The organism is Neobacillus kokaensis, assembly GCF_014656545.1.
In the GTDB taxonomy this organism is placed as follows: Bacteria; Bacillota; Bacilli; order Bacillales; family Cytobacillaceae; genus Neobacillus; species Neobacillus kokaensis.
The window spans coordinates 223,981-245,287 of the sequence record NZ_BNDS01000004.1 but is presented as its reverse complement, the minus strand read 5'-3'; the positions used below and the strand labels follow the sequence as shown (position 1 = coordinate 245,287).

At 41.3% G+C, this 21,307-nt stretch carries 15 protein-coding genes and 7 tRNA genes; 17 read left to right on the top strand and 5 right to left on the bottom strand.

What is annotated here, in order from left to right; translation table 11 throughout:
- The first annotated feature begins 42 nt into the window (after positions 1-42).
- The 5 genes from IE222_RS07320 (at position 43) to IE222_RS07300 (ending at position 461) form a co-directional block, all read left to right on the top strand.
- Positions 43-118, top strand: a tRNA-His gene (locus tag IE222_RS07320).
- Positions 119-130: 12 nt separating this feature from the next.
- Positions 131-205: transfer RNA gene (locus IE222_RS07315), tRNA-Gln, on the top strand.
- A 4-nt stretch (positions 206-209) separates the two neighbouring features.
- Positions 210-284, top strand: a tRNA-Gly gene (locus tag IE222_RS07310).
- A 14-nt stretch (positions 285-298) separates the two neighbouring features.
- A tRNA-Cys gene (locus tag IE222_RS07305) sits at positions 299-372 on the top strand.
- A gap of 7 nt (positions 373-379) precedes the next feature.
- Positions 380-461, top strand: a tRNA-Leu gene (locus IE222_RS07300).
- A gap of 339 nt (positions 462-800) precedes the next feature.
- Here IE222_RS07300 and IE222_RS07295 read toward each other — a convergent pair.
- The gene (locus IE222_RS07295) at positions 801-2,453 is read right to left on the bottom strand and encodes an alpha-L-fucosidase (RefSeq protein WP_191271253.1); all 1,653 of its coding nucleotides are present in this window, start codon (positions 2,451-2,453) and stop codon (positions 801-803) included.
- Between the two features lie 277 nt (positions 2,454-2,730).
- Here IE222_RS07295 and IE222_RS07290 point away from each other — a divergent pair.
- The 3 genes from IE222_RS07290 to IE222_RS07280 all read left to right on the top strand — a co-directional run bounded on the left by IE222_RS07290 (position 2,731) and on the right by IE222_RS07280 (position 4,195).
- Positions 2,731-2,804: transfer RNA gene (locus IE222_RS07290), tRNA-Gly, on the top strand.
- A 4-nt stretch (positions 2,805-2,808) separates the two neighbouring features.
- Positions 2,809-2,882: transfer RNA gene (locus IE222_RS07285), tRNA-Ile, on the top strand.
- A gap of 320 nt (positions 2,883-3,202) precedes the next feature.
- On the top strand, positions 3,203-4,195 hold the full coding sequence (locus IE222_RS07280; RefSeq protein WP_191271252.1) for a DUF1835 domain-containing protein: 993 nt from the start codon (positions 3,203-3,205) through the stop codon (positions 4,193-4,195).
- Between the two features lie 146 nt (positions 4,196-4,341).
- Here IE222_RS07280 and IE222_RS07275 read toward each other — a convergent pair whose 3' ends face one another.
- The 4 genes from IE222_RS07275 to IE222_RS07260 all read right to left on the bottom strand — a co-directional run bounded on the left by IE222_RS07275 (position 4,342) and on the right by IE222_RS07260 (position 10,840).
- On the bottom strand, positions 4,342-5,352 hold the full coding sequence (locus IE222_RS07275; RefSeq protein ID WP_191271250.1) for a DUF3231 family protein: 1,011 nt from the start codon (positions 5,350-5,352) through the stop codon (positions 4,342-4,344).
- Positions 5,353-5,560: 208 nt separating this feature from the next.
- Entirely contained in the window at positions 5,561-6,808 is a 1,248-nt protein-coding gene (locus IE222_RS07270; protein ID WP_191271248.1) for an exo-beta-N-acetylmuramidase NamZ family protein, read from the bottom strand.
- Positions 6,809-7,014: 206 nt separating this feature from the next.
- A complete protein-coding gene (locus IE222_RS07265) occupies positions 7,015-9,078 on the bottom strand; it encodes a glycoside hydrolase family 3 protein (RefSeq protein WP_191271246.1) in 2,064 nt (687 codons plus the stop codon).
- 112 nt (positions 9,079-9,190) lie between these two features.
- Positions 9,191-10,840, bottom strand: a complete 1,650-nt coding sequence (locus IE222_RS07260; RefSeq protein ID WP_370465019.1) for a serine hydrolase domain-containing protein — start codon at positions 10,838-10,840, stop codon at positions 9,191-9,193.
- A 323-nt stretch (positions 10,841-11,163) separates the two neighbouring features.
- Between IE222_RS07260 and IE222_RS07255 the strand changes: the two genes are divergently transcribed.
- The 9 genes from IE222_RS07255 (at position 11,164) to IE222_RS07215 (ending at position 21,143) form a co-directional block, all read left to right on the top strand.
- Positions 11,164-12,375 carry a M14 family zinc carboxypeptidase gene (locus tag IE222_RS07255; protein WP_191271243.1) on the top strand — a complete coding sequence of 404 codons (1,212 nt, stop codon included), beginning with the start codon at positions 11,164-11,166 and terminating at the stop codon, positions 12,373-12,375.
- A 330-nt stretch (positions 12,376-12,705) separates the two neighbouring features.
- The gene (phnX, locus tag IE222_RS07250) at positions 12,706-13,485 is read left to right on the top strand and encodes a phosphonoacetaldehyde hydrolase (RefSeq protein WP_191271242.1); all 780 of its coding nucleotides are present in this window, start codon (positions 12,706-12,708) and stop codon (positions 13,483-13,485) included.
- Between the two features lie 86 nt (positions 13,486-13,571).
- Positions 13,572-14,414 carry an alkaline phosphatase family protein gene (locus IE222_RS07245; RefSeq protein ID WP_191271240.1) on the top strand — a complete coding sequence of 281 codons (843 nt, stop codon included), beginning with the start codon at positions 13,572-13,574 and terminating at the stop codon, positions 14,412-14,414.
- A gap of 270 nt (positions 14,415-14,684) precedes the next feature.
- The gene (locus tag IE222_RS07240; protein ID WP_191271232.1) at positions 14,685-15,515 is read left to right on the top strand and encodes an ABC transporter permease; all 831 of its coding nucleotides are present in this window, start codon (positions 14,685-14,687) and stop codon (positions 15,513-15,515) included.
- Entirely contained in the window at positions 15,491-16,282 is a 792-nt protein-coding gene (locus IE222_RS07235; RefSeq protein ID WP_191271230.1) for an ABC transporter ATP-binding protein, read from the top strand. Before IE222_RS07240 ends, IE222_RS07235 begins: the two co-directional genes overlap by 25 nt.
- A gap of 52 nt (positions 16,283-16,334) precedes the next feature.
- Positions 16,335-17,363: a MetQ/NlpA family ABC transporter substrate-binding protein gene (locus IE222_RS07230; RefSeq protein WP_191271228.1), complete on the top strand. Its 1,029-nt coding sequence runs from the start codon at positions 16,335-16,337 to the stop codon at positions 17,361-17,363.
- A 60-nt stretch (positions 17,364-17,423) separates the two neighbouring features.
- Positions 17,424-18,959, top strand: a complete 1,536-nt coding sequence (locus IE222_RS07225; RefSeq protein WP_191271226.1) for a sensor histidine kinase — start codon at positions 17,424-17,426, stop codon at positions 18,957-18,959.
- A 6-nt stretch (positions 18,960-18,965) separates the two neighbouring features.
- Positions 18,966-19,643 (top strand): response regulator, encoded by a 678-nt coding sequence (locus IE222_RS07220; protein WP_191271224.1) that lies wholly within the window; start codon positions 18,966-18,968, stop codon positions 19,641-19,643.
- 42 nt (positions 19,644-19,685) lie between these two features.
- A complete protein-coding gene (locus IE222_RS07215) occupies positions 19,686-21,143 on the top strand; it encodes a sulfatase family protein (protein ID WP_191271223.1) in 1,458 nt (485 codons plus the stop codon).
- Positions 21,144-21,307 lie beyond the last annotated feature (164 nt).

The window sequence follows — 21,307 nt, the reverse complement described above, 5'->3', positions numbered from 1 at the left end:
GTCCCGTCCAGACCGCCACTTTGAAATTTGAATAGTATTTCGGCGGTTGTGGCGAAGTGGTTAACGCATCGGATTGTGGTTCCGACATTCGTGGGTTCGATTCCCATCAGCCGCCCCATTTAATTTATATTGGGCTATAGCCAAGCGGTAAGGCAACGGACTTTGACTCCGTCATTCGTAGGTTCGAATCCTGCTAGCCCAGCCATAGTGCGGAAGTAGTTCAGTGGTAGAACACCACCTTGCCAAGGTGGGGGTCGCGGGTTCGAATCCCGTCTTCCGCTCCATTAAGTATATTTCTGGCGGCATAGCCAAGTGGTAAGGCACAGGTCTGCAACACCTTTACCACCGGTTCGAATCCGGTTGCCGCCTCCATCGTATTGCCGGTGTGGCGGAATTGGCAGACGCGCACGACTCAAAATCGTGTTCCGTGAGGAGTGTCGGTTCGACCCCGACCACCGGTATATAAATCTCGATTTGACGCTGATTTACGTGAATTAGTGTTTTTTTATTGTTTAAAAATAGTATATCTCGATTATTAGGTTTCTGGCAGTATGGTACTTCGCACTCGTTGATTTCTGTTTAATTTCAACGAAAGGAAGCAAGACAAAGCCATACGGTTTTCCTAAATTTAGAAAGAGTAATTATTTGGTTTATACTACAAAGGACAATTATCCTTTAAGGCTAATAAAATTGCCGCCAAGACACCTTGGCGGCTTATATATTTTTTGGTAACTTGTTATTTGCAAAAACTTGGAACGTCCGATTTTTCCGGGAGATAAGCGGCCAAAGAATATTCCCTGCTAGTCTATAACAATCGAATCAAATTCGAGTTTCAGATCTTCTTCTTGATAGTTTGGGACTGCCAAACGTATCGTTAAAGTTGTAATGGCATTTTTCTTAATTGGAAAAGGGCCGATTTTCGATTCAAGTAACTGCCCAGCTGTTACTATTTTGCTAGTTTCACCAATTTGAATTTGATAGTTCACCGCATCATCTTGTATTTTCCCTTTGATCTGCAAATGAATATCTTTCGTCTCATCACCCGCTATAAAGGCAGTTAGACGAGTAGTAGTTTGATACAGTGTAAAATAACTTCCTCTATCGGCAAAACCACGTCCGAATGAAAAGTGATCTGGCACCAATGTTGTCGTTGTCCCTGCGTTTAAGGTTATCGTATTCTTAGGTATAACAGATAGCGGACCTGCTAGTTCAACCCTTATCACATGGACACATTCTTCTTCTAAATCACCTGGCATTGTCACTGTAAGGGTATTATGGTCCATTTTCCATTCAAGGCTTCTGGAAGTAGCGTCCTCTACTACTTTTACCACGTCCGTTGCCAGCCCGGATAGTGTTATGGTGCCGTCAGTTGGTATATTAATGATATGGAGAAATAAGTTGTTATTATTAAGGGTCACTTCTCCCCATTTTTGTTCACCAAATATCGTAGCTTTCGCACCTATAACAGCATGAGGGTGACTATTTAACCATGCTCCGATTGCACGCAATACTTCCTCTTCAAACTCAACAACCGAACCATCCCCACGTGGACCAATATTTAATAAATAATTCCCGCCACGTGCATGTACACTTGTTAATCCGGCTATGAGAGCACGTACCCGTTTGGAAAAGTCGTTACGTTCCTGCCACCTGCGATAGCCCCATGTTTCATGGTAAATCGAAGCGGGGGTCTGCCATGGTCCATCTAACGTCTGTTCTGGAACTTGATTATCATTAAGAGTACGAAAGTCTCCCACGTTGTTCCAAATTCTACTATTAATAGCTGCATTGGGCTGATGCTTGCGAACGATATTTGCGAATTTTATACTTTGCTCGCGTGTAGGGCTTGACATATCAAACCAAACTTCAGCGATTTCCCCATAATTTGTCATTAATTCTTCTAACTGCTGTACAATCACTGGTTCCATAGAAGCGGGAATTGGATTACAATTGTTTTCATCGAATTCATGTCCTTGATGCCAATCGACGAGTGAAAAATAAACACCGAATTTAAGATCATGGTTCCGGCATTCATCAGCAAGTAATTTCAATGGATCCTTGCCAAAGGCTGTTTGTTTCACAACATTATAATCCGTTGTGGCTGTATCGAACATGGCAAAACCATCATGATGTTTACTGGTGATAACGATGTACTTCATTCCTGCTGCCTTTGCTAGTTCACATATTTTCTTTGGATTGAAGTTTTCTCCCGTGAATTGCTTTGCCGCTTCCAAATACTCGGGTTCAGGAATATCATCCCACATCTGAATTTGTTCACTGTACCCTTTTTTTACAGCAATACCATTACGTTCCCCTCCAAATACCGAATACAATCCCCAATGGATAAACATGCCATACTCTAATTGTCTCCACTGGTCATTTACTTTATCGTTATTAGCATCAAGATTACCGGACACTCCAGTAGAAACGGTTATGTAATCTTTTTTAGTCATTTGATCCTCTCCTGCATTCAGTTGTTTGAAATTTGGTTTGTATTTTTTTAAATTTACATTGCGTCCTTTCAGTTAGTTGGATTATGGATTCCATTACCCATATCTATTATAACGAAAGTAAGAAAGAATTTGGATTATTTTACAAAAGGTATATAAAATGGTTATATGAACTAAATAAATAATCATAAATTCCGACAAACTTTGCAAAAAGGGTTGACGAACTTGTGAATAATCTGTATTATAAATAAGGTCAGTTCACGAGAATTTAATAAGAAATGCGGGTGTAGTTTAGTGGTAAAACCACAGCCTTCCAAGCTGTTGTTGTGAGTTCGATTCTCATCACCCGCTCCAATAGGGGCCTATAGCTCAGCTGGTTAGAGCGCACGCCTGATAAGCGTGAGGTCGATGGTTCAAGTCCATTTAGGCCCACTTAACGAATATACGAATAAGGAACCAGGTCATATCTATTTTCATAGATGTTGACCTGGTTTTTTACTTTTTCTATAAAATTTGTTATTAATATTCTGAGATGATGTTGGAAAAGAGATTATTTTCGAGAAATATGTAGGTTTAGATTTATTTTCTGGGAAATAATGTCCTAATTTCTGATAGAATATTGTCGCTTCATGAAAAGGTAGTAAGTGATTAGGTGAATTACCTTTAAATTTAACTCCAAGGTATCAGTTAATTTTACAAGTGAACTAAAATTGTTGTTTTAGAGTTAACTAATGGATAGAGGGGGAATAAGCTTGCTGCATATTGTCAATGGGGATTCAGTAGGGGGAAAGCTGAAAAAAGGAAAGGTTCCGGGAGATATTCTTGTATGGAGGGAAATTTATACAGAAGGTCCGGTTTTTATGGACCCATTATCCCGCCGCTTTGATCGAGCAGACTATTTAGAGAAAATGTTAGGGATCCCCCGTCAGGAATTTATAAATTTAAGTGAATCACAAGAACAACAGTTAAACTTGTTTAAGAAATATGAAGAGGTCGTGTTATGGTTCGAATATGATCTTTTTGACCAAACCATGTTATGTTACTTACTTCATTGGTTTTCAAAGCAATCCCTGGAGCGGACAAAATTAAATCTGCTTTGTATCGGATCGTTTCCTGGTATTAAAGATTTTCGTGGTTTAGGTCAACTATCTGTAGAACAGCTCAAATCCTTATTAGGATCTTGGCATCCAATTGAACCATCAGAACTGGACGCAGGCAAAAGGGTTTGGGAGGCTTATACATCATCCCATCCGCTGCAGCTTGTTGAATTGCTTCAAGAAGACACTTCTGCCTTACCGTTTGTTAAGGAAGCATTCCGTTTCCATATGTCACGCTTTCCCTCTGTCCAAAACGGACTTGGCTCATTAGAAAAAAGGACGCTGGAGCTTGTTCAGCAGGGGATTAACAACCCGATAGAGTTATTTCAACAGGTGGCTGCTAAGTTCCATATCTTTGGTATGGGGGATCTTCAATATTGGTGTATTCTAAAAAGAATGTCAGATGGTCCCCGTCCCCTGATACGTATAGAAGATATGGAATTCAATTTCCCGAGCTATACCAATCCTGAACAGAAATTTCAAGATTCTCGAGTCATTATGACTAAGACAGGGCAGCGTGTTTTGGATGGAAAAGAGGATTGGATAGCCTTAAATGATATCAATAACTGGTTCGGGGGTGTTCACATTACGGGGAAGGATAATGTATGGCGCTGGGATGATATCAAGGAGACTATTGTTAAATTTTAATGCTAATTTTATAAAAGCCACAAACTGGCCATTCATTCGATGATGATTTCAGTGCCTGTCCCCCGAATTTCGCCAAAAGGGGTATGATATTTCGGTGTTTTTCGGGAAGTGACAGGTACAATAATACATGTTACCAAAGACCAGTTTCATTCATTGCGATTTATTAATTGATTTCTATCTTCTGATTGCGGCGGTTCTTCATACCATCCGTGTTTAAACATAATTTCAAGTCCTTCTTGACCATAAAAAAAGATATCTTTGGCTAATAATGTCGTTTTAAAGGATAAATCATTTCTTAATGTAAAAAATGTCCCAAAGCTATTGCCAACAATGCTAAATCCATTAAGAAGGTCAATACAAAACATCATTAGCCGATCGGAAAATGGAGCAATGGTTGAAGTTGTCACCGTGCTGCCAGAGGTTGCCGAAAACTGAATATCATTGTCTAAAAGTAAATCTTGAAATACTTTGATATGCTTTTTGGCTAGATCTTTTCCTTTTTCAAAATACTTTCTAACCTCTTTGTTCTTTGCACATTGGGCAAATCCAGTAATAAGCTGCATTCCGATATTATTTGTTTCTATTCCGTGATGAAGAAAACCTACCTCAATCGCGTTTAATGGTCTTTTTTCAGTAAATGGGTTCAATCCGCTCATGTACTTTTTGCTTTCAATAAACTCAGTTGTTGTAGGCATCGTAATATGTGGAGGGAGAGAAAGAATGCCCTTTTTTAGCAAATAAATAGTTGCCAGTTTGTAGCATTTAAGAGTAATCGTCGTCAATCCCTCATAAATTGTCATCACATCTACTCGGTATGCCATATTCATATTGAGGGTGTACATTCCCATACTCATTTCTTTGAGGATACGAAGAAACATAATATCGAATCCATTGTCAAATAACCTGGGGGCATTTAAATTCACATCTTCTTTTGTAAATCCCCTTGGTATGACTGCTCCTTCCTTCACAAATATCTCAGTTATCAGCTCAACATAATAATCCAGTTCCTGCCACATCATTCCCATGATATTTTTAGCTTCTTGGTCATCTGATTTCTCGATAAAAAATTCTAAAATTCTTAAGATCATCGTCTTTTCCTGGTAAGTGATCCAAAGAGTTCCCAGCTCTGATACACTTAATGGGTTTTTTAAATACACAATTTCTGCCCCCTTTTATACTTAAAATTTACAAAGCATCCTTAATTATTCCAAAATAACTAAGTTTGTTTTTAAAACTTTGCATCTTAGGGAGTGCAGGAAACAAAGAATATCCTTTATAGAGAAAGTATTTGGGCGAAAGGAAAAGCGCTAGTTGAAAGAAGAAAAGGACCATCTGATAAATTGATGGTCCTTTTAAATCTATTGCTTAATATAACAAATATTGCTCTCGAACCTCCATGAATTGATCCAGTTCGGGCAGCCATTCTTTTTTCATTTCTTCTATAGATTTGCCAGCTTCAATTCCATCACGGATAGAGCCGTTGCCGACTAGCTGGTCAAAGAAGGAGACTCCTGCACTGTTTCGAGCACGGAACTGGAAGTCTTCAGGATACATATCATGAATTGTTTTTACAATATATAGTCCAGTTTCAAACGGCTTATATGCATTACGGTTTGTGACATGGATTTGAATTCCGTGATTCAGCTTGTTTACATTTTTTGAAAAAGTTGGTGTAAACGACGCGGCACGGAATTTCACGCCAGGGAGATGGTACGAATTCAATTTCGCCGCTAGGTCTGTGCTGTTAATAAACGGTGCTCCGATTAATTCAAATGGCTTTGTTGTCCCACGGCCTTCGGAAACATTGGCAGCACCTTCAATTAAAGCAGCACCTGGATATACTAAGGCAGTATCTAATGTCGGCATGTTGGGCGACGGCAGAACGAACTCTAGTGGTGTGTCATCGTAATACATATTCCGTTTCCAGCCGTCCATTTTCACCACGGTTAAATCAGCGCCAATCCCAAATTCTTTGTTAAAAAGCTGTGCGAGCTCGCCGACTGTCATCCCGTGACGGACGGGAATCGGATATTCGCCAACGAAGGAAGAGTATTTATCTTCAAGCACCGGTCCTTCGACCTTTGTGCCGCTGATTGGGTTCGGGCGGTCCAGCACGATAAACGGAATATTGTTTTCCTTTGCTGCTTCCATTGCTAACGCCATTGTGTAAATGTAGGTATAGTATCGTGTCCCGACGTCCTGAATGTCAAACAGCAGTACATCTACATCGCTCAGCATTTCAGGGGTAGGCTTTTTTGTTGCTCCATACAAACTGTAAACAGGAACCCCGGTTTTTTCATCGATATATTTTTCCACATACTGCCCAGCCTGTGCATCGCCGCGGACTCCATGTTCCGGACCATAAAGAGCTGTTAATTTTACATTATGGTTGTTGTAAAGCAGGTCTACGATACTATTAAGGTCCTGGTCGACACCAGTTGGATTGGTAATCAGACCGACGCGCTTACCTTTAATTAAATCAAGCTTGTCTTGCAGTAATACTTCCACTCCTAATCGGAATTTCTTTTTCTCTTTATCATTTTTGGCAATGGCAGCTGACACGGTAGTAAGCAGAAGAACAAGCGCCAGCAGTCCTGTAAGCAATTTTTTCAAAAATAATACCTCCTCATATTCCCGAATTTGGCAGGGAGGCTTAATGATTCCCCGCCGTTATAGGATGTAAGACTGATTCTACATAAATGTGTGTTTTTTCTACGTAATTTGAGTTCTTTTCTACAAAAATAGGCACTTTTTCTACGTAATTTCAAATCTATTCTACAAAAATTGGAATAAAGTGGTTAACTGATTTTTTTCTATATTTAATACCCTAACCCATGCCCAAAACCATATAACACACTGCCGTCCTGGTTGTAAATCGTCACAGGAAGCTTACCGACCAGCTGATTTACGCCAAAAATGGTATTCACTGAAGCTTCGAAGCTTGCAAGACGGAAGCCGTATTGAACAAGGTAAGCATCCACATTCGGATAAGACATTACATCGTATGGATTGCGAATTCCGACAGCAATTACCGGTGCATCCGTCGCATCAATTAACTGATTCGTCATCAGCATTTGGCTGGCATTAGGAGCCCGGCCGCCGACGCTTGATGTATAGGTACCGACAATAATCGCCTTCGCATCCTTCACCTGTGCCAATTGTGCCGCAGTAAGAGGTCCGGAAGTGTTAATATAGATTACATTGTCATGGTGTTTTTTCACCTCGGCCGCAAGGGAATCAACATAATAGCCGGAATACCCGACAACTGCAATCTTATCCTCCGCGGAAGCTTTCAGCGGCAGGACGGAATTATTTTTTACAAGTGTAATTGATTTAGCCGCGGCTTCTTTTTCAATTGCTTTGTGGTCTGCCGAGGCAACTACTTTTACAGCATTGGAAACCTTCTCCTCTAGACTTACACCAGCTTCTGATTTTACAATCCCGCGGTTTAATTTCAATGTTAAAATTCGCTCAACGGAAGCTTCAACCCTATTAATTGATATTTCACCAGAGTTTACCGCCTGATAAAGTCCATTCGCTACAGATTCAATCCCCACCGGCATTAACAGGATATCCGTTCCCGCTTTCACTGCGCGGATTGCCGCGTCAACGGGTCCAAAATTATCAACAATCGCCCCCATGTTCATGGCATCTGTGAAGATGACCCCTTTAAAGTCCATCTCTTTGCGTATGAGACCGGTCAATACTTTATGAGATAACGTGGCAGGAACAGCAATTTCCGTACCATCCTTTTTCGAAATAGTTTTAGTATCGTCGATTTTCGGGAAGGTCACATGGGCGGTCATAATCGCATCAATTCCAGCGTCCATTGCCTGTTGAAACGGATACAATTCAACCTTTTTCAAACGATCGATGTCGTAAGGAACTTCCGGAAGTCCAACATGGGAATCCACAGCTGTGTCACCATGCCCCGGAAAATGCTTCGCCGTTGCTGCTGTGCCGCTTTCGTGCAGTCCTTTAATATAGGCATTGCCCAATGTTGCTACAAGTTCCGGTGATTCACCGAACGAGCGAACTCCAATAACCGGGTTATCCGGATTGTTATTGATATCGAGCGACGGGCCGAAATTCATGTTAATGCCAAGGGCGTGCAGCTCTTCGCCGATGGCCTTTCCGACTTTTTCAGCGGTTTCTTCAGAGCGTGCAGCCCCAAGCGCCATGTTGCCGGGAAAATCTGTCCCCGTTTGCAGACGGGTAACAATGCCGCCCTCTTGGTCAATCGAAATCAGCAGCCCATATTTTTCGGAAGCTTCTTGATAAGCATGAACAAGCTTCGTCGTTTGTTCTGCCGTTACCGTATTTTCGCGGAAAAGAATGACGCCGCCTAGATGGTAATCCTTTACGAGCTGGGCAATCTCATCGTTCATGACGGTTACATTTTTCCCTTTCCAATTGCGGAAATCAGGCATCAACATCTGACCGACTTTTTCTTCCATCGTCATGTGTTTGATCACATTTCCAATCAAGTCATAGCGGTTGCCTTCTTCTTTTTCCACAAGAATTTCGTCTTGATTGCCTTTGTATTGGATGGAGATTCGGTCGCTGTAGGTGCCATCGCTTACCGTAATGAACGTATTACCATTGTGTCCTGATAACGAAACTTCGCCATTCTTATCGACAGAGGCGACATTTTTGTTCGATGACTTCCAGAAAAGCTTTTCCGAGGCCAGCATAAAATGGCCGTCCTCATATACGTACAGTGGATTTAATTGAATTTTGTTATCCTGAAAATCTCTAGAGACTTGTGGAACGTTCAGATCAATGACGAGATCCGTGATGCCGGAAGCAGCTTTTGCTCCGGTAAGAGGGATTCCCGTAATCGTCAGGATGACGGCCAATAGTGATATAATTATCTTTTTCATTTATTAATTCTCCTCTCTAGTTTAATCGGGTGTTTGTTAGCGGCTTTTTCTTTTTTATTAGCAAGTCTTTTTTTAAAATAGAAAATTCGCGTTGATACTTATTCCGCAATCACTAATAATTCCGCATTCCCCAATCATTTCTCGAAAAATCAAGTTCCCCGACAGAATGAATTTTCGGATCAAGAATATAAATCCCGCGTCCATTAACGGAAGAATCAGTTTGATACACGAATCGTAGTTTCTCAGCTTCCTTCGGGATAACTAAAGTTTTAGCTTCCCAGCCATTGCTGGCACCAGTAAATGAGGCAAGTTTCTGCCATTCGTTGTCAACCAATACCTCAACAGCACCATAATCCGCCTGATTCTCAAGCCGGTGCCAGGTAGTAAACGTTAATTTCGCGTCGGCATCAAGCTTCACATTAGCTTCCATCACGCGGTTGATCTTATCACCATATCCGGCAAACCATGCCGATCCCTTTCCAGGAATCGAAACTGGAATCGCATCGGCTACCTGGCGGGCAAACAACCGCCGCGTTTGATTTGTAGATACCGTACTTCTAGAAGGATGGACCCGGTTCGTCAGCAATATCGCAATCGTTTTGTTATTCGGGCTGACAACAATCGATGTCCCGGTATAACCCGTATGACCAAAGGAGTAGATGCCCTCCGATAAAGCGTCCATGTACCAGCCCTGGCCGAGCTCCCAGCCTAGTCCGTGATCATCGCCAGGGAAGGCGGCATTTTGGTTTTCCAGCAGCAGTTTCACCGTTTCCGATTTAAGGATTCTTTTTCCTCCATACTTACCGTCATTGATAAAAACATACGCCAATTTCGCAAGATCCTGAGCTGTCGAGAACACACCCGCATGCCCGGCAACGCCATCGAGCGACCAGGCGTTTTCATCATGAACCTCACCCCAAACAAGTCCGCGGTTCGGCACAGCTTGGAATTCGGTTGCGGCAATCCGGTTTTTCAACGAAGCCGATGGATTGTACATTGTATCCTTCATACCTAATGGGTCTGTGATGTGCTCTTTAACAAACTCATCCTGACGTTGTCCCGATAAGCGTTCGATTAAAGCTCCGAGGGTAATCATGTTCAGATCGCTGTATTCGTAGTGAGTTCCAGGTTTATTTTTTAACGGCTGTTTAAAAATGATTTGAAGCCGTTCCTCACGTGAATTCCCCAGTGAATAGAGTGGAATCCAAGCGGTAAAACCGGACGTATGTGTCAGCAGCTGGCGGATCGTCACGTTCTCCTTGCCGTTCGCGGCGAACTCTGGAATATACTTAGCGACTGGATCGTCGAGCTGGAACAAGCCTTTCTCAAACAGAATCATCACTGCCGTTGATGTGAAAATTTTGCTGATGGATGCCAGGTCAAATATGGTATTCTCCTGCATGGCAACCGGATGTTCCATTTCAGTAAACTTACTATCTGTGTATCTGGCTGCATATCCATAGGCGTCGTGTTTTACAATCTGCCCGCCTCTCGCGACAAAGGCTACAGCACCGGGCATAACTTTTTCCGAAATGGCCTGGTTTAAGATGTGGTCAATTTGCCGAAGAGGGGCTTCCACCATGCCTGCTCCTCTAGCTGAGCCTGGGTGCAGGACGCCGGATACCGGCAGAATGTGTGAATTCCATGTGAAAACAGGATGCGGCTTCTCGGATGGAACAGTGGCTTTTTCTTTCTTTTCAATCGGTGGGGTCACGATTGTATCACCTCCTGCAAATACAGTCGAAGTGCCTAGAAAAACCATACAAACTGAACTGAGCATGAACGTCTTCTTAATCATATGTCGTCCCCCTATGAATGATTTCAATTGTAAGCGAAAGACATATGTATCGCAAAAAAACTGGCAGCGCTTCCAATTGATAGTAAAAGCATATCGCCAATTAACCAGCTCCGTCCATGCCACCTAAGACCTATAAAAGCCAAAATTTAGGTAAAAGGGAGCATGATTTTGGATTTATTTTTTAAAACTAATGATAAATTAATGAAATATTATTTCAATAAACTCTAACTATGCGTTATTATAAAATATGATAGAAAATTCAGATAAATAGAGGAGTGATGGAGATGATGAAAAAGAAAAAAATGATGACGGGTCTGCTGGCTGCTGCGCTTTGTGCTAGTTTAGCAACACCAACACTAGCATCGAATTCCCCAAATGGAAATTTAACGAATGAAAATCAGGTTTATTCGATTAAAGGATTCACAGACCATGCTGAAATGGTGAAACGCCTGCAGCAAATCGTACAGAATAGTCAGGGCAGAGTGGCTTTAGAAGTAGCAGGCCAATCGAACCGCGGCAGAGATATTTATAAAGCTAGAGTAGGAAATGGGAAAAAAGTGATCCTCATCGAAAGTGAGATTCATGGCAATGAAAAGACCGGAACAGAGGCGTTGTTGAATTTGCTTCAATATGTTGGCTCCAGCAGCTCCCCTGAGGCGGAGAAGATTCGTAAAGAAATTACGCTCGTTGTGCTGCCAAAAATGAATCCAGACGCGTCGGAGCTGGACCGCCGCGGCAATGATATGTCGTGGGATGAAGTCGTAGAAAAGTTCCCGCAGCTAAAGGCAGCAGCAAAACCAGCGTGGAATTATTATGCAACAGGGGTAAGACAGGAAAGAGATTATACGGGGAAGCCAGGCTTTGATGTCAATCGTGATTTTAACCCTGACTTAAACTATGTTCCGAAAGCAGCGGATTTTCCGGGGGCATCGAGTAAACCAGGCTGGTACATAACACCGGAGTCGCAGACGGTAAGGGATGTCTATAAGTCGTTGCAAAAAGAGTTCGGCAAAGTCGATGTGTTTATTGATTTGCACCATCAAGGACAATATTATGTAGAAGGCACGGATGACCTTGTAACGATGTCATTATCAGCTGAATTTGTGCCGGACCCACGGACGCATGAAGGGGCCAGGTATGCCAATTATTCGGAAGGCTATAATGTGGAATTCTCGAAGCAGCTAAATCTAGCTGCATACAATGCACTTCAATCAATTGGTGAAAACTCAGTATTTAACAATATTACGCTATATCAGCGAAATTTAGATCTTCCAGGAACTGCTTTAGGTAGCTTTGCCTTAAATGGAAGCGGCACCATTCTCTTTGAGGTAAGAGGGCAATCTCACACATTGGGGCAAAAGAAGAAAGGACAGTTGGTTAAGGCGGTTGAAACCGGTCTGTACGGAATTATTAATGGTGTAGCAGATGGGTCAGTTACTCACTTAAATCCGGACGATTATGAAAAAATTCCGGAAACAGCCTATGCGCCGTCACTGTAAAGACATGAAGAATAGAGGCCTTTTTTGTTAAAAAGGCAATTAATGCAGGAGTGTAGTCTAAAATTTAGGCTGCACTCTTTTTTATTTGAACATAAAAGATTAGATTTTGAAGAAATATCAAGGGTGAAAAACTATTTCAGAAAACAGATAATTTTGTTATTTTTTACCGTGAAAAGAAGGGGTTGTGGGTGCAAAAACAGAAATAAGAAGTATCCGTTACTTCCTATTAACATAAAACTTAACATCATAGTATATATTGGTTTCCGGAAGTGAAGTTGAAGCTTTAGCAATTTAGAAAGCTGTCATTTTTTGAGGAGGGGAAATGGAAAGATGGGGAAAATTGAAGCTGTTGTGTTTGATTGGGCAGGTACAATGATTGATTATGGTTGTTTTGCGCCGCTAGAGGTGTTTTTAGAGATTTTCCGCAAACGTGGTGTGGAAGTCACCGTTGCGGAAGCAAGAGAACCGATGGGAATGTCGAAAATTGAACATATTCGTACACTTTGTAGTAACCCCCGTATTCAGCTGGAATGGGTGAATATTCATGGAACTGTACCAGACGAAAAAGATGTGTTGAATATGAACAATGAATTTGAATCGATTTTGTTCAGCATATTGCCTGATTTTGCTACACCAATTCCCGGTGCCGTTGAGCTTGTAAAGCGATTAAGAGAAAGAGGAATCAAGATTGGTTCCACTACCGGATATACGAAAGAAATGATGGACATTGTTGTTCCGAAAGCAAAAGAAAAAGGATATTCTTCGGATTGTTATGTTACCGCTGATGATGTGAAAACGGGCCGACCGTATCCGTGGATGTGTTACCGCAATGCGATGGAACTTGATGTGTATCCAATGAGCCGCATGATGAAAATCGGTGATACAGCAATGGATATGAAGGAAGGGAAAAATGCAGGCATGTGGACGGTTGGAGTCATTTTAGGAAGCAGTGAGTTGGCTCTTTCCGAAGAAGAAGTGGAGCATATGGAGGCATCCTCTTTAAAAGTAAAAATGGAAGCAGTGCGTCAACGTCTAATGGAGGCGGGCGCCGACTTTGTCATTGACCGTATTTCAGACCTCAATCAAGTAATTGATCAAATAGAAAGATAGACAGAGGCACTACCAGGATATTTTCAGGGTGTTTAAAATTTCGGAAAGTGGCGGCACAAGTAAATTACGAAGGGTAGAGGAGACAAATGGATAATACCATTCAACGTGTATTTATTATAGGGCTGGACGGGGCTGGAAACTTTATAAAGGATACGGAGACTCCAAACATTGATCGGTTGATTGCAAATGGAGCAGTAACATATAATGCGCAGGCGGTATTTCCGTCGATAAGCGCTGAGTGCTGGGGGTCGATTCTACATGGGGTGCTTCCTGAAAAACATGGATTAACGAATGAAATTGTCGAAGTCAAGCCATATCCGGAAGATTCACCATTTCCCTCCATTTTCAAGTTAGCACGGCAAGCGTTCCCTAATGCAAAGCTTGCATCATTCTCTGGTTGGGCACCAATTAACTACGGAATCATTGAGGATTCAAGCGAGTGCTTTAAGGCGGCCATGCCAGACGAAGGATTGTGCTATGAAGCGGCTGATTATATTAGACAAAATCCAGATCTTAAATTGTTTTTTATACAATTGGATTCACCAGACGCTTCCGGCCATCGACATGGTTATGGGACAAAACCATACTTAGAAAGTATTACCAAAGTGGATGAATATGTGGGTGTTTTGATTGATACGATAGAAGAAGCTAATCTCCTTGATGACAGTCTCATCATTTTTACCGCAGACCATGGCGGCGGCGGGGATGCTGGAGCATATACCCATGGAAGCAGCCACCCAATGGATATGACTGTTTTTTGGGGATGCCATGGTCCTGGCATAAGTAATGAAACGAAACTCGGAGATCTCTGCATTACGGATACGGCTGCTGTTGCTGCCCATGCGCTGGGTTTGCCAATCCCTAAAAATTGGGATGCGAAGGTTCCAGCTGGGGTTGTTATTGGTGCCTGTCACCAGCCAAACTTATAATTATTATACTCCAGAAAATTGGATTTCCCATCGTATAAATTTTGTTGGAATTTATAAACTTTGAAACCGAATTCCTCCTCTTTTTAAAAGCAAGGAGAAATTCGGTTTTTTCATTTTAATAGTCCATTGTTCAATTCGCTGTTGAATAATACAAACAATAATCTCATTTTTCAGAATAGGTTGTAAGAAAATTAATACTATTCGCAAAAAAATATCGATGCTACTATTATCTTACATTATACAATTTCACTAAGGCAGGTGTTTAGTAACATGGAAGCGGATACACCATTAAGAAAAACATCCGAACAAAAGGTACATGTCAAATCTAATTTATCGTGGGCGGAGAGAATTCCCAGTAAGGGCTGGTTAGTTTTATCTTTAGGTACGGCCATCATTTTTTGGACCATTTTATCCTTTATTCCCTCCACTTCAAGGAGCTTCCCAAATATTATAAAGGTTACAGAGTCCATTGGGACGATGATTCAGCGGGGGGTCTTTTGGAGTGACATTGCCAGCAGTTTAATCTCTGTTTTGTCAGGATTTTTACTAGGCTTTATTATTTCACTTCCGGTGGCCGTTCTTATGGCATGGTACCGGCCTATTCGGTTAATCATTGAGCCGTGGATTCAATTTATACGAAATATTCCACCATTGGCGTATGTGCCGCTTGTCGTTATTTCAGCAGGAGTCGGCCGTACCCCGCAGATTATTGTGATTACGATTGCTACTTTTCTTACGATGTCTATCACTATTTATCAAGGGGTTAGAAATATTGACCCTACGCTAATTAAGGCAGCAAGGGTACTAGGAGCAAAGGATCGTGATATCTTTTTAAAAGTAATTGCGCCGGCCTCCTTACCTTTCATTATGACGGCCATTCGACTAGGGACGGCGATTGGGTTGACCTCGTTAATTGCAGCTGAATCAACTGGTGCCTCAGCTGGTCTTGGAATGAGAATTCGAGCGTTAAATAACACCTTTGAATCCTCTTCAATGCTGTTATACATTATGATCATTGGGATTATTGGTCTGATTTTTGAAAGACTTGTGAAACTTCTGGAGAGGAGGTTAACAGGATGGCAGGAAAAGAAAGAAATGTAAAGGTAAAAATAGAAAACCTCCATAAAACGTATCCATCTCGGAATGGGGAGGTAACGGCGCTAAACGGGGTTAATCTTGATATCATGGAAAATGAATTCATCACTGTGGTCGGCCCCTCAGGCTGCGGCAAGTCAACTCTACTAAACATTATTGCAGGCTTAGAAAAGCCAACTTCTGGCAAGGTTTATTGTGATGATCAAGAAATTAACGGCACTGGAACAGAAAGAGGTGTTGTGTTTCAACAATACGCCTTGTTCCCTTGGTTAACGGTAAAAGGAAATGTTCAATTTGGTATCCATCTGCAAGGGATTAAAGGCGAGGAAGCTGATCAATTAGCCATGAAATATATTAGAATGGTAGATTTAGAGGATTTTGTTGATCATTATCCAAAGGAATTATCCGGCGGTATGAAACAACGAGTTGCCATCGCTAGGGCGTATGCCGCCAACCCTTCCGTTCTATTAATGGATGAACCGTTTGGTGCACTTGATGCCCAAACAAGAACCCAGCTACAAGAAGAGTTACTGCATACATGGGAGAAAGAACAAAAGACTTGTTTCTTTATTACGCATGATGTAGATGAGGCGATCATCCTCGGTCAGAAAGTCGTTATAATGAGTGCACGGCCGGGGCGGATAAAAGAAGTGGTAGATATTCCCATTCCTTACCCGCGGAATCAGGAGTCGAAAATCTCAAAGGAATTTCTAGAGGCAAAGAACTATATATGGAGCCAGGTATATAAAGAATACTTAGAAGTTAGAAAGTGAGTTCCATATCCGCTGCTAGTTTTAAAAATTTTATATAAAGGGGAATGTTTAAATGAAAAGACTTGTAAGTTGGTTGGCAGCTATTCTTGTTGTTTTTTCTTTAGTGGGCTGCTCCAGCAGCACTACTAGCGGGACAAGCGATGGCAAAGAAAAAGAGAAAGATAAGAAACTAACAACCGTAAGTGTAGGGTATATGCCGAATTATGCCAGTTTAAATTCAATTGTTGCTGGTATGAAAACAGGGACCTTTAAGGAGCAGGGAATTGAAGTGAAATTAGTGGAGTTTGCTGATGGACCGACGATCATCGCTGCACTGGAATCCGGCAGTATTGATGTAGGGTATATAGGGCCTGGTGCACATGTCCTGCCAATTCAAGGACAGGCAGAGATCTTTGCTTTTTCACAATTAGGAAATGCGGATGAGGTCATTGGAAATGTCAAAAAAGGCGTCAAAACGATTCAGGATTTGAAAGGGAAAACCATCGCAGTAGCCACTGGAACCTCCAGTGAACAAATCCTGACACTAACATTAGCTGAAGCGGGCTTGACCACTAAGGATGTCAAATTGATGAATATGGATGCTTCTGCCATTGTTACAGCGATGATTTCCGGCAGTGTGGACGCAGTGGCGACCTGGTCTCCAAATACAAATGCCATAAAGAAGGAAATGGGTGACGATGTTGTCATGCTGTCCAATAATAAGCGGTATGCAGACAAGTCTCCATCCATTGCTTCATGGGTTGTCAAACCAGGATATGCCGATCAGAACAAAGACCTGCTGGAAAAATTCACTCGCGGATTATTTAAAGGCATGGATTACCGGACAGACCACTTAGATGAAGTAGCGAAATGGGTTGCTGAGGAAATTGCCGTGGATCCTAAATCTGTATTAGATCAAACAGGTGACGGCGAGTGGATTACAACCGCTGAGCTTGTCAAACGTATTGACGACGGCACGCTTGAAGCCTACTATCAAAAACAACAGGAAAACTTCGTAGAGGCTGGCCGATTAAAGAAAGAGGAAATGCGCCCGGTTAGTGAGTACGTACTATTTGATAACATGAAAAAGGCGGCTCAATAAAGAATAGTAGGGTAAAATAATAGATTAGGAGGCTGACCCATATATTTAACGGTTTAGTCAGTGAAATATGAGTCAGCCTCACTTTTACTTTTAAAGGTGATTGAGATGCTCCTAATCTTAATGGTGTTTCTGATCATTTCATCTATCATGGTTGTGATTGTGAAACGGAATAAGGAATCCTTCTATCTATTTGGGCTGTGTATCAGTTTAGCGGTCATGCTTACTGGTATTCTTTTGTACATAGCTAAAAAGGGTGGAATAAGCAGAGAGTTACAGACTTTTTTCTTTTTTAATAGTGAAATAAAGTTGAGGATTCAATATTTTCAAATCACATTAGATAATTTAGGGCTAATGATTGCGATTGGAAGATACTTATTTCCCCTTTTTTTAATTTTACTGGCTTTCCATTATTCCTTACTGCCATGGCTGGCACGGAATTATTGGGTGAAAAGATTAGCGTTTTGTTTGCCTATTTTCCTTATCTGTATATACCATCCTGTTGTTTTTCGCTTACTAACGCAAAATCATGAGGAATGGAAACAGGTGATCACGATTGTGACAAATGGTTTGTTGGGGGGATATATCCTCGTTTCCATCCTGCTTCTGATTATTGAAGCATACTCCATTCAGATGAAATATTTTCAACAGAAATTTATTTTAATTATTTCCTTTATCTTATCGTTAAGTTTGTTGTATCTTCTTTATTTTGGGCAGGACCCGTCACAGGTCTATCAGCTATACTCTTACAGAAATGGCATTTATTATCTGGACTCTGTTTTATCCGTGCCAGCCTATCTATTAATTGTGGTGGTGAATGTAATTTTAGCCATTATCGGCTCTGTTAGTTTAATTAAGTATACACATGACCAGTTTGAAACGAGCAGAGAGGAAATAACAATCCAGCGGAAATTTGAGGCGATCAGTACAGGAACCTCTGTATTTGTCCATAGCATTAAAAATCAGCTGTTAGCCAATCGGGTGATTTTTAAAAGAATTCATTGCTCTATGCAGAATGAAGTCGATTTGGAAAAATTAAAAGACCATATTCATACACTATCACGGCAAAATGAAAATATTCTTCAGAGAATTGAGGAATTATATCGTTCTGTTAAAACAAATGTTGTTCATTTGATTCCTGTTCCATTGCCAGATGTCATTAACAGTTCATTGGAACGCTTTCATCAAAAGTATCCCGATAAACAAGTTGAGGTTCAATTAATGGTAAGCAGCATGATTTTGGCAGATAAGGTGCATCTGAGTGAGGCGATCTATAATCTATTAACAAATGCTCAAGAGGCGGTGAATGGGCTGGAGGATCGAGAGGAAGCGAAAGTGTCGGTCCATTGTTATAATACCAGCCAATATACGATTATTGAAGTAAAGGATTCCGGAATAGGAATTGGTAAAAAGGAAGCGAAAAGGATATTTGAACCCTTCTATTCCAACAAGAATACGAACCAAAATTGGGGGATGGGGCTGCATTATGTTAGAACAATCGTAAAGGAGCATTTTGGAAATTTGCGTTTTGAAAGTGAGGAAGGGAAGGGGAGTACTTTCTATGTTTTATTACCAAATTTTAAAGGATATAAGAAGTGATGGCGTGTGAATCCTCCGATTAAAATTATGATTGCCGATGATATTCAATTATTACTTGAAGATTTGACAGAATTGATTAATCGTCAATCCGATATGATGGTGGTTGGTACTGCTTCAAGTGGCAAGGAAATTGAAGCGCTTGCTAGAACCATAGACCATGATTTGATCTTAATGGATATTGAAATGGAAACGACAACGGCAGGAATTAAGGCGGCAGAAAGAATTAGAGACTGGTGCCAAGATAGAAAAATTATCTATCTGACTGCCCATGAAACAAAAGAAATGATTCTTACAGCGGTGGGGACAGGCGCGATTGACTATATCGTCAAAGGAACAGCGGAAGAGGAGATACTCTATCATATCCGCCAGGCCTATCTCGGGCAGCCCCTCATGGATGGAAAAATTCAAGAGCTTGTTTTACAGGAGTATATGAGGCTGAGGCAATCGGAAAAAAATCTGCTTTTTTTTATCAATAATATTTCGAATCTTACAAATACCGAGAGGGCACTCATTGCCTTTCTATTAAATGGTTTGAAAATAAAAGAGATTGCCCGTGAAAGGAGTGTGGAGGTAGTAACCATCAAATCGCAAATCAATACATTGTTAAAGAAATTTGGAGTTTCACGGACAAAGGATATCGTACAAACAATAAAGGATTTGAACCTGGCACATTTATTTCTATAAGTCTGTTTTTATTAATTTATAAAATTAGGAGGCTGCTTGATAATGAGAATTGTTTATTTTGATATCGATTCATTACGACCAGATCATTTAGGCTGCTACGGGTATCGCAGGAATACAAGCCCGAATATTGACAAAATTGCTAGTGAAGGGATTCGTTTTTCGAACATGTATTGTGCTTCCTCTCCCTGTGTGCCCGCAAGAGCCAGCTTTATTTCAGGACGATTCGGCATCAATCATGGGGCCTTAACGCATTGGGGGCCTGGTTGTAATTTTTATTATCCAGAAGGGGATTTTCATAGTAAAGAGATGCCTTTCTTTACGAGATATTTACGTGAGGCGGACCACCGTACAATTACTTTTTCGTCCTTTGGTGACAGGCACCATGCTTGGTGGTTTTTTGCCGGCTGGGATGAGGTTCATACTCATACGTTAAAAGGCGGCAATGAAGATGCACATGAAGTGAACAAGGTGGTGCTTCCTTGGATTAAAGAGCATGGAAAGGACGAGAATTACTTCCTGCATATTCAATATTGGGATCCGCATTCTGCCTATACGTATCCGAAGGAGTATGCGGAGCAATTTTCTGATGATTTAATTCCTGAGTATCCTGATGAGGAAACAATACAAAAACATCGGAAAGACGCTCATCCGCGGTCGGCAAAATTTCTGCACTGGACACAGGATTACAATACACTTCCGCAGGATACCATGCCATATGAAATTGAAAATCGGAAGGATTTTAAAAAATTGATAGATGGGTATGACGGGGGTATTTCCTATATGGACAAACACCTTGGTCAAATCGTCGATGCTTATCGTGAGCTGGGGATTGAAGATGAGATTTGCTTTATTATCACTGCCGATCATGCAGAGTCCTTTGGCGAGCAAGGATCTTATCTGGAACACGGAATGGCGACCAAAGCCGTTCACCATATTCCACTCATTGTCAGGGCACCGGGTATGGCTTCAGGTAAAGTAAATCAACACTTTATTTATAATGTAGATATTATGGCCACTGTAGCAGATATGCTGGAATTGCCTGTACCAACAGGCTGGGATGGTACATCATTTCTGCCTGTTCTAAAGGATGAAGAAGTGGAGGGCAGGGATTATCTTGTTTTAGAACATGGTCTATATGCCTGCCAGCGAGCCGTGATGGACAGGAAATGGTATTTTCTTTATACGTATCATCCAGGTTTCTATGATATTGAGCAAGTAATTCTATATGATCTAGAAAATGACCCCCACCAGACGATCAATGTGGCACAGGAATACCCAGAAGTAGTAGAGAAAATGTATTTCCGTTTATCAAAATGGGTGGAGGGAAATATTTCTAAAAATGGAGTTGGAAAAGATCCAATGCGCGAAATCCTTGCGTCTGGAGGACCGTTCCGTTACCTAGAGCCGCAAGACTGGATTCTGCGCCTAGAAAATGCAGGCTGGCATAAAGAAGCAGAGGAATATCGAAGGAAGTATATGAAACCGCCGGTAGAATATTAATCTTGTGCCTTCCCAGTCATGATATCCGCTAATCTTAGCACAATGTAAAGATTTGAAATTGTACCTGTCTATCGGATGAAATTTGGCTGGGGGAGGTTCAATTAGGGGGTGATAAACATGTAGTACCTACATAATACTGCATTCCACAAACACTATTAAAAATC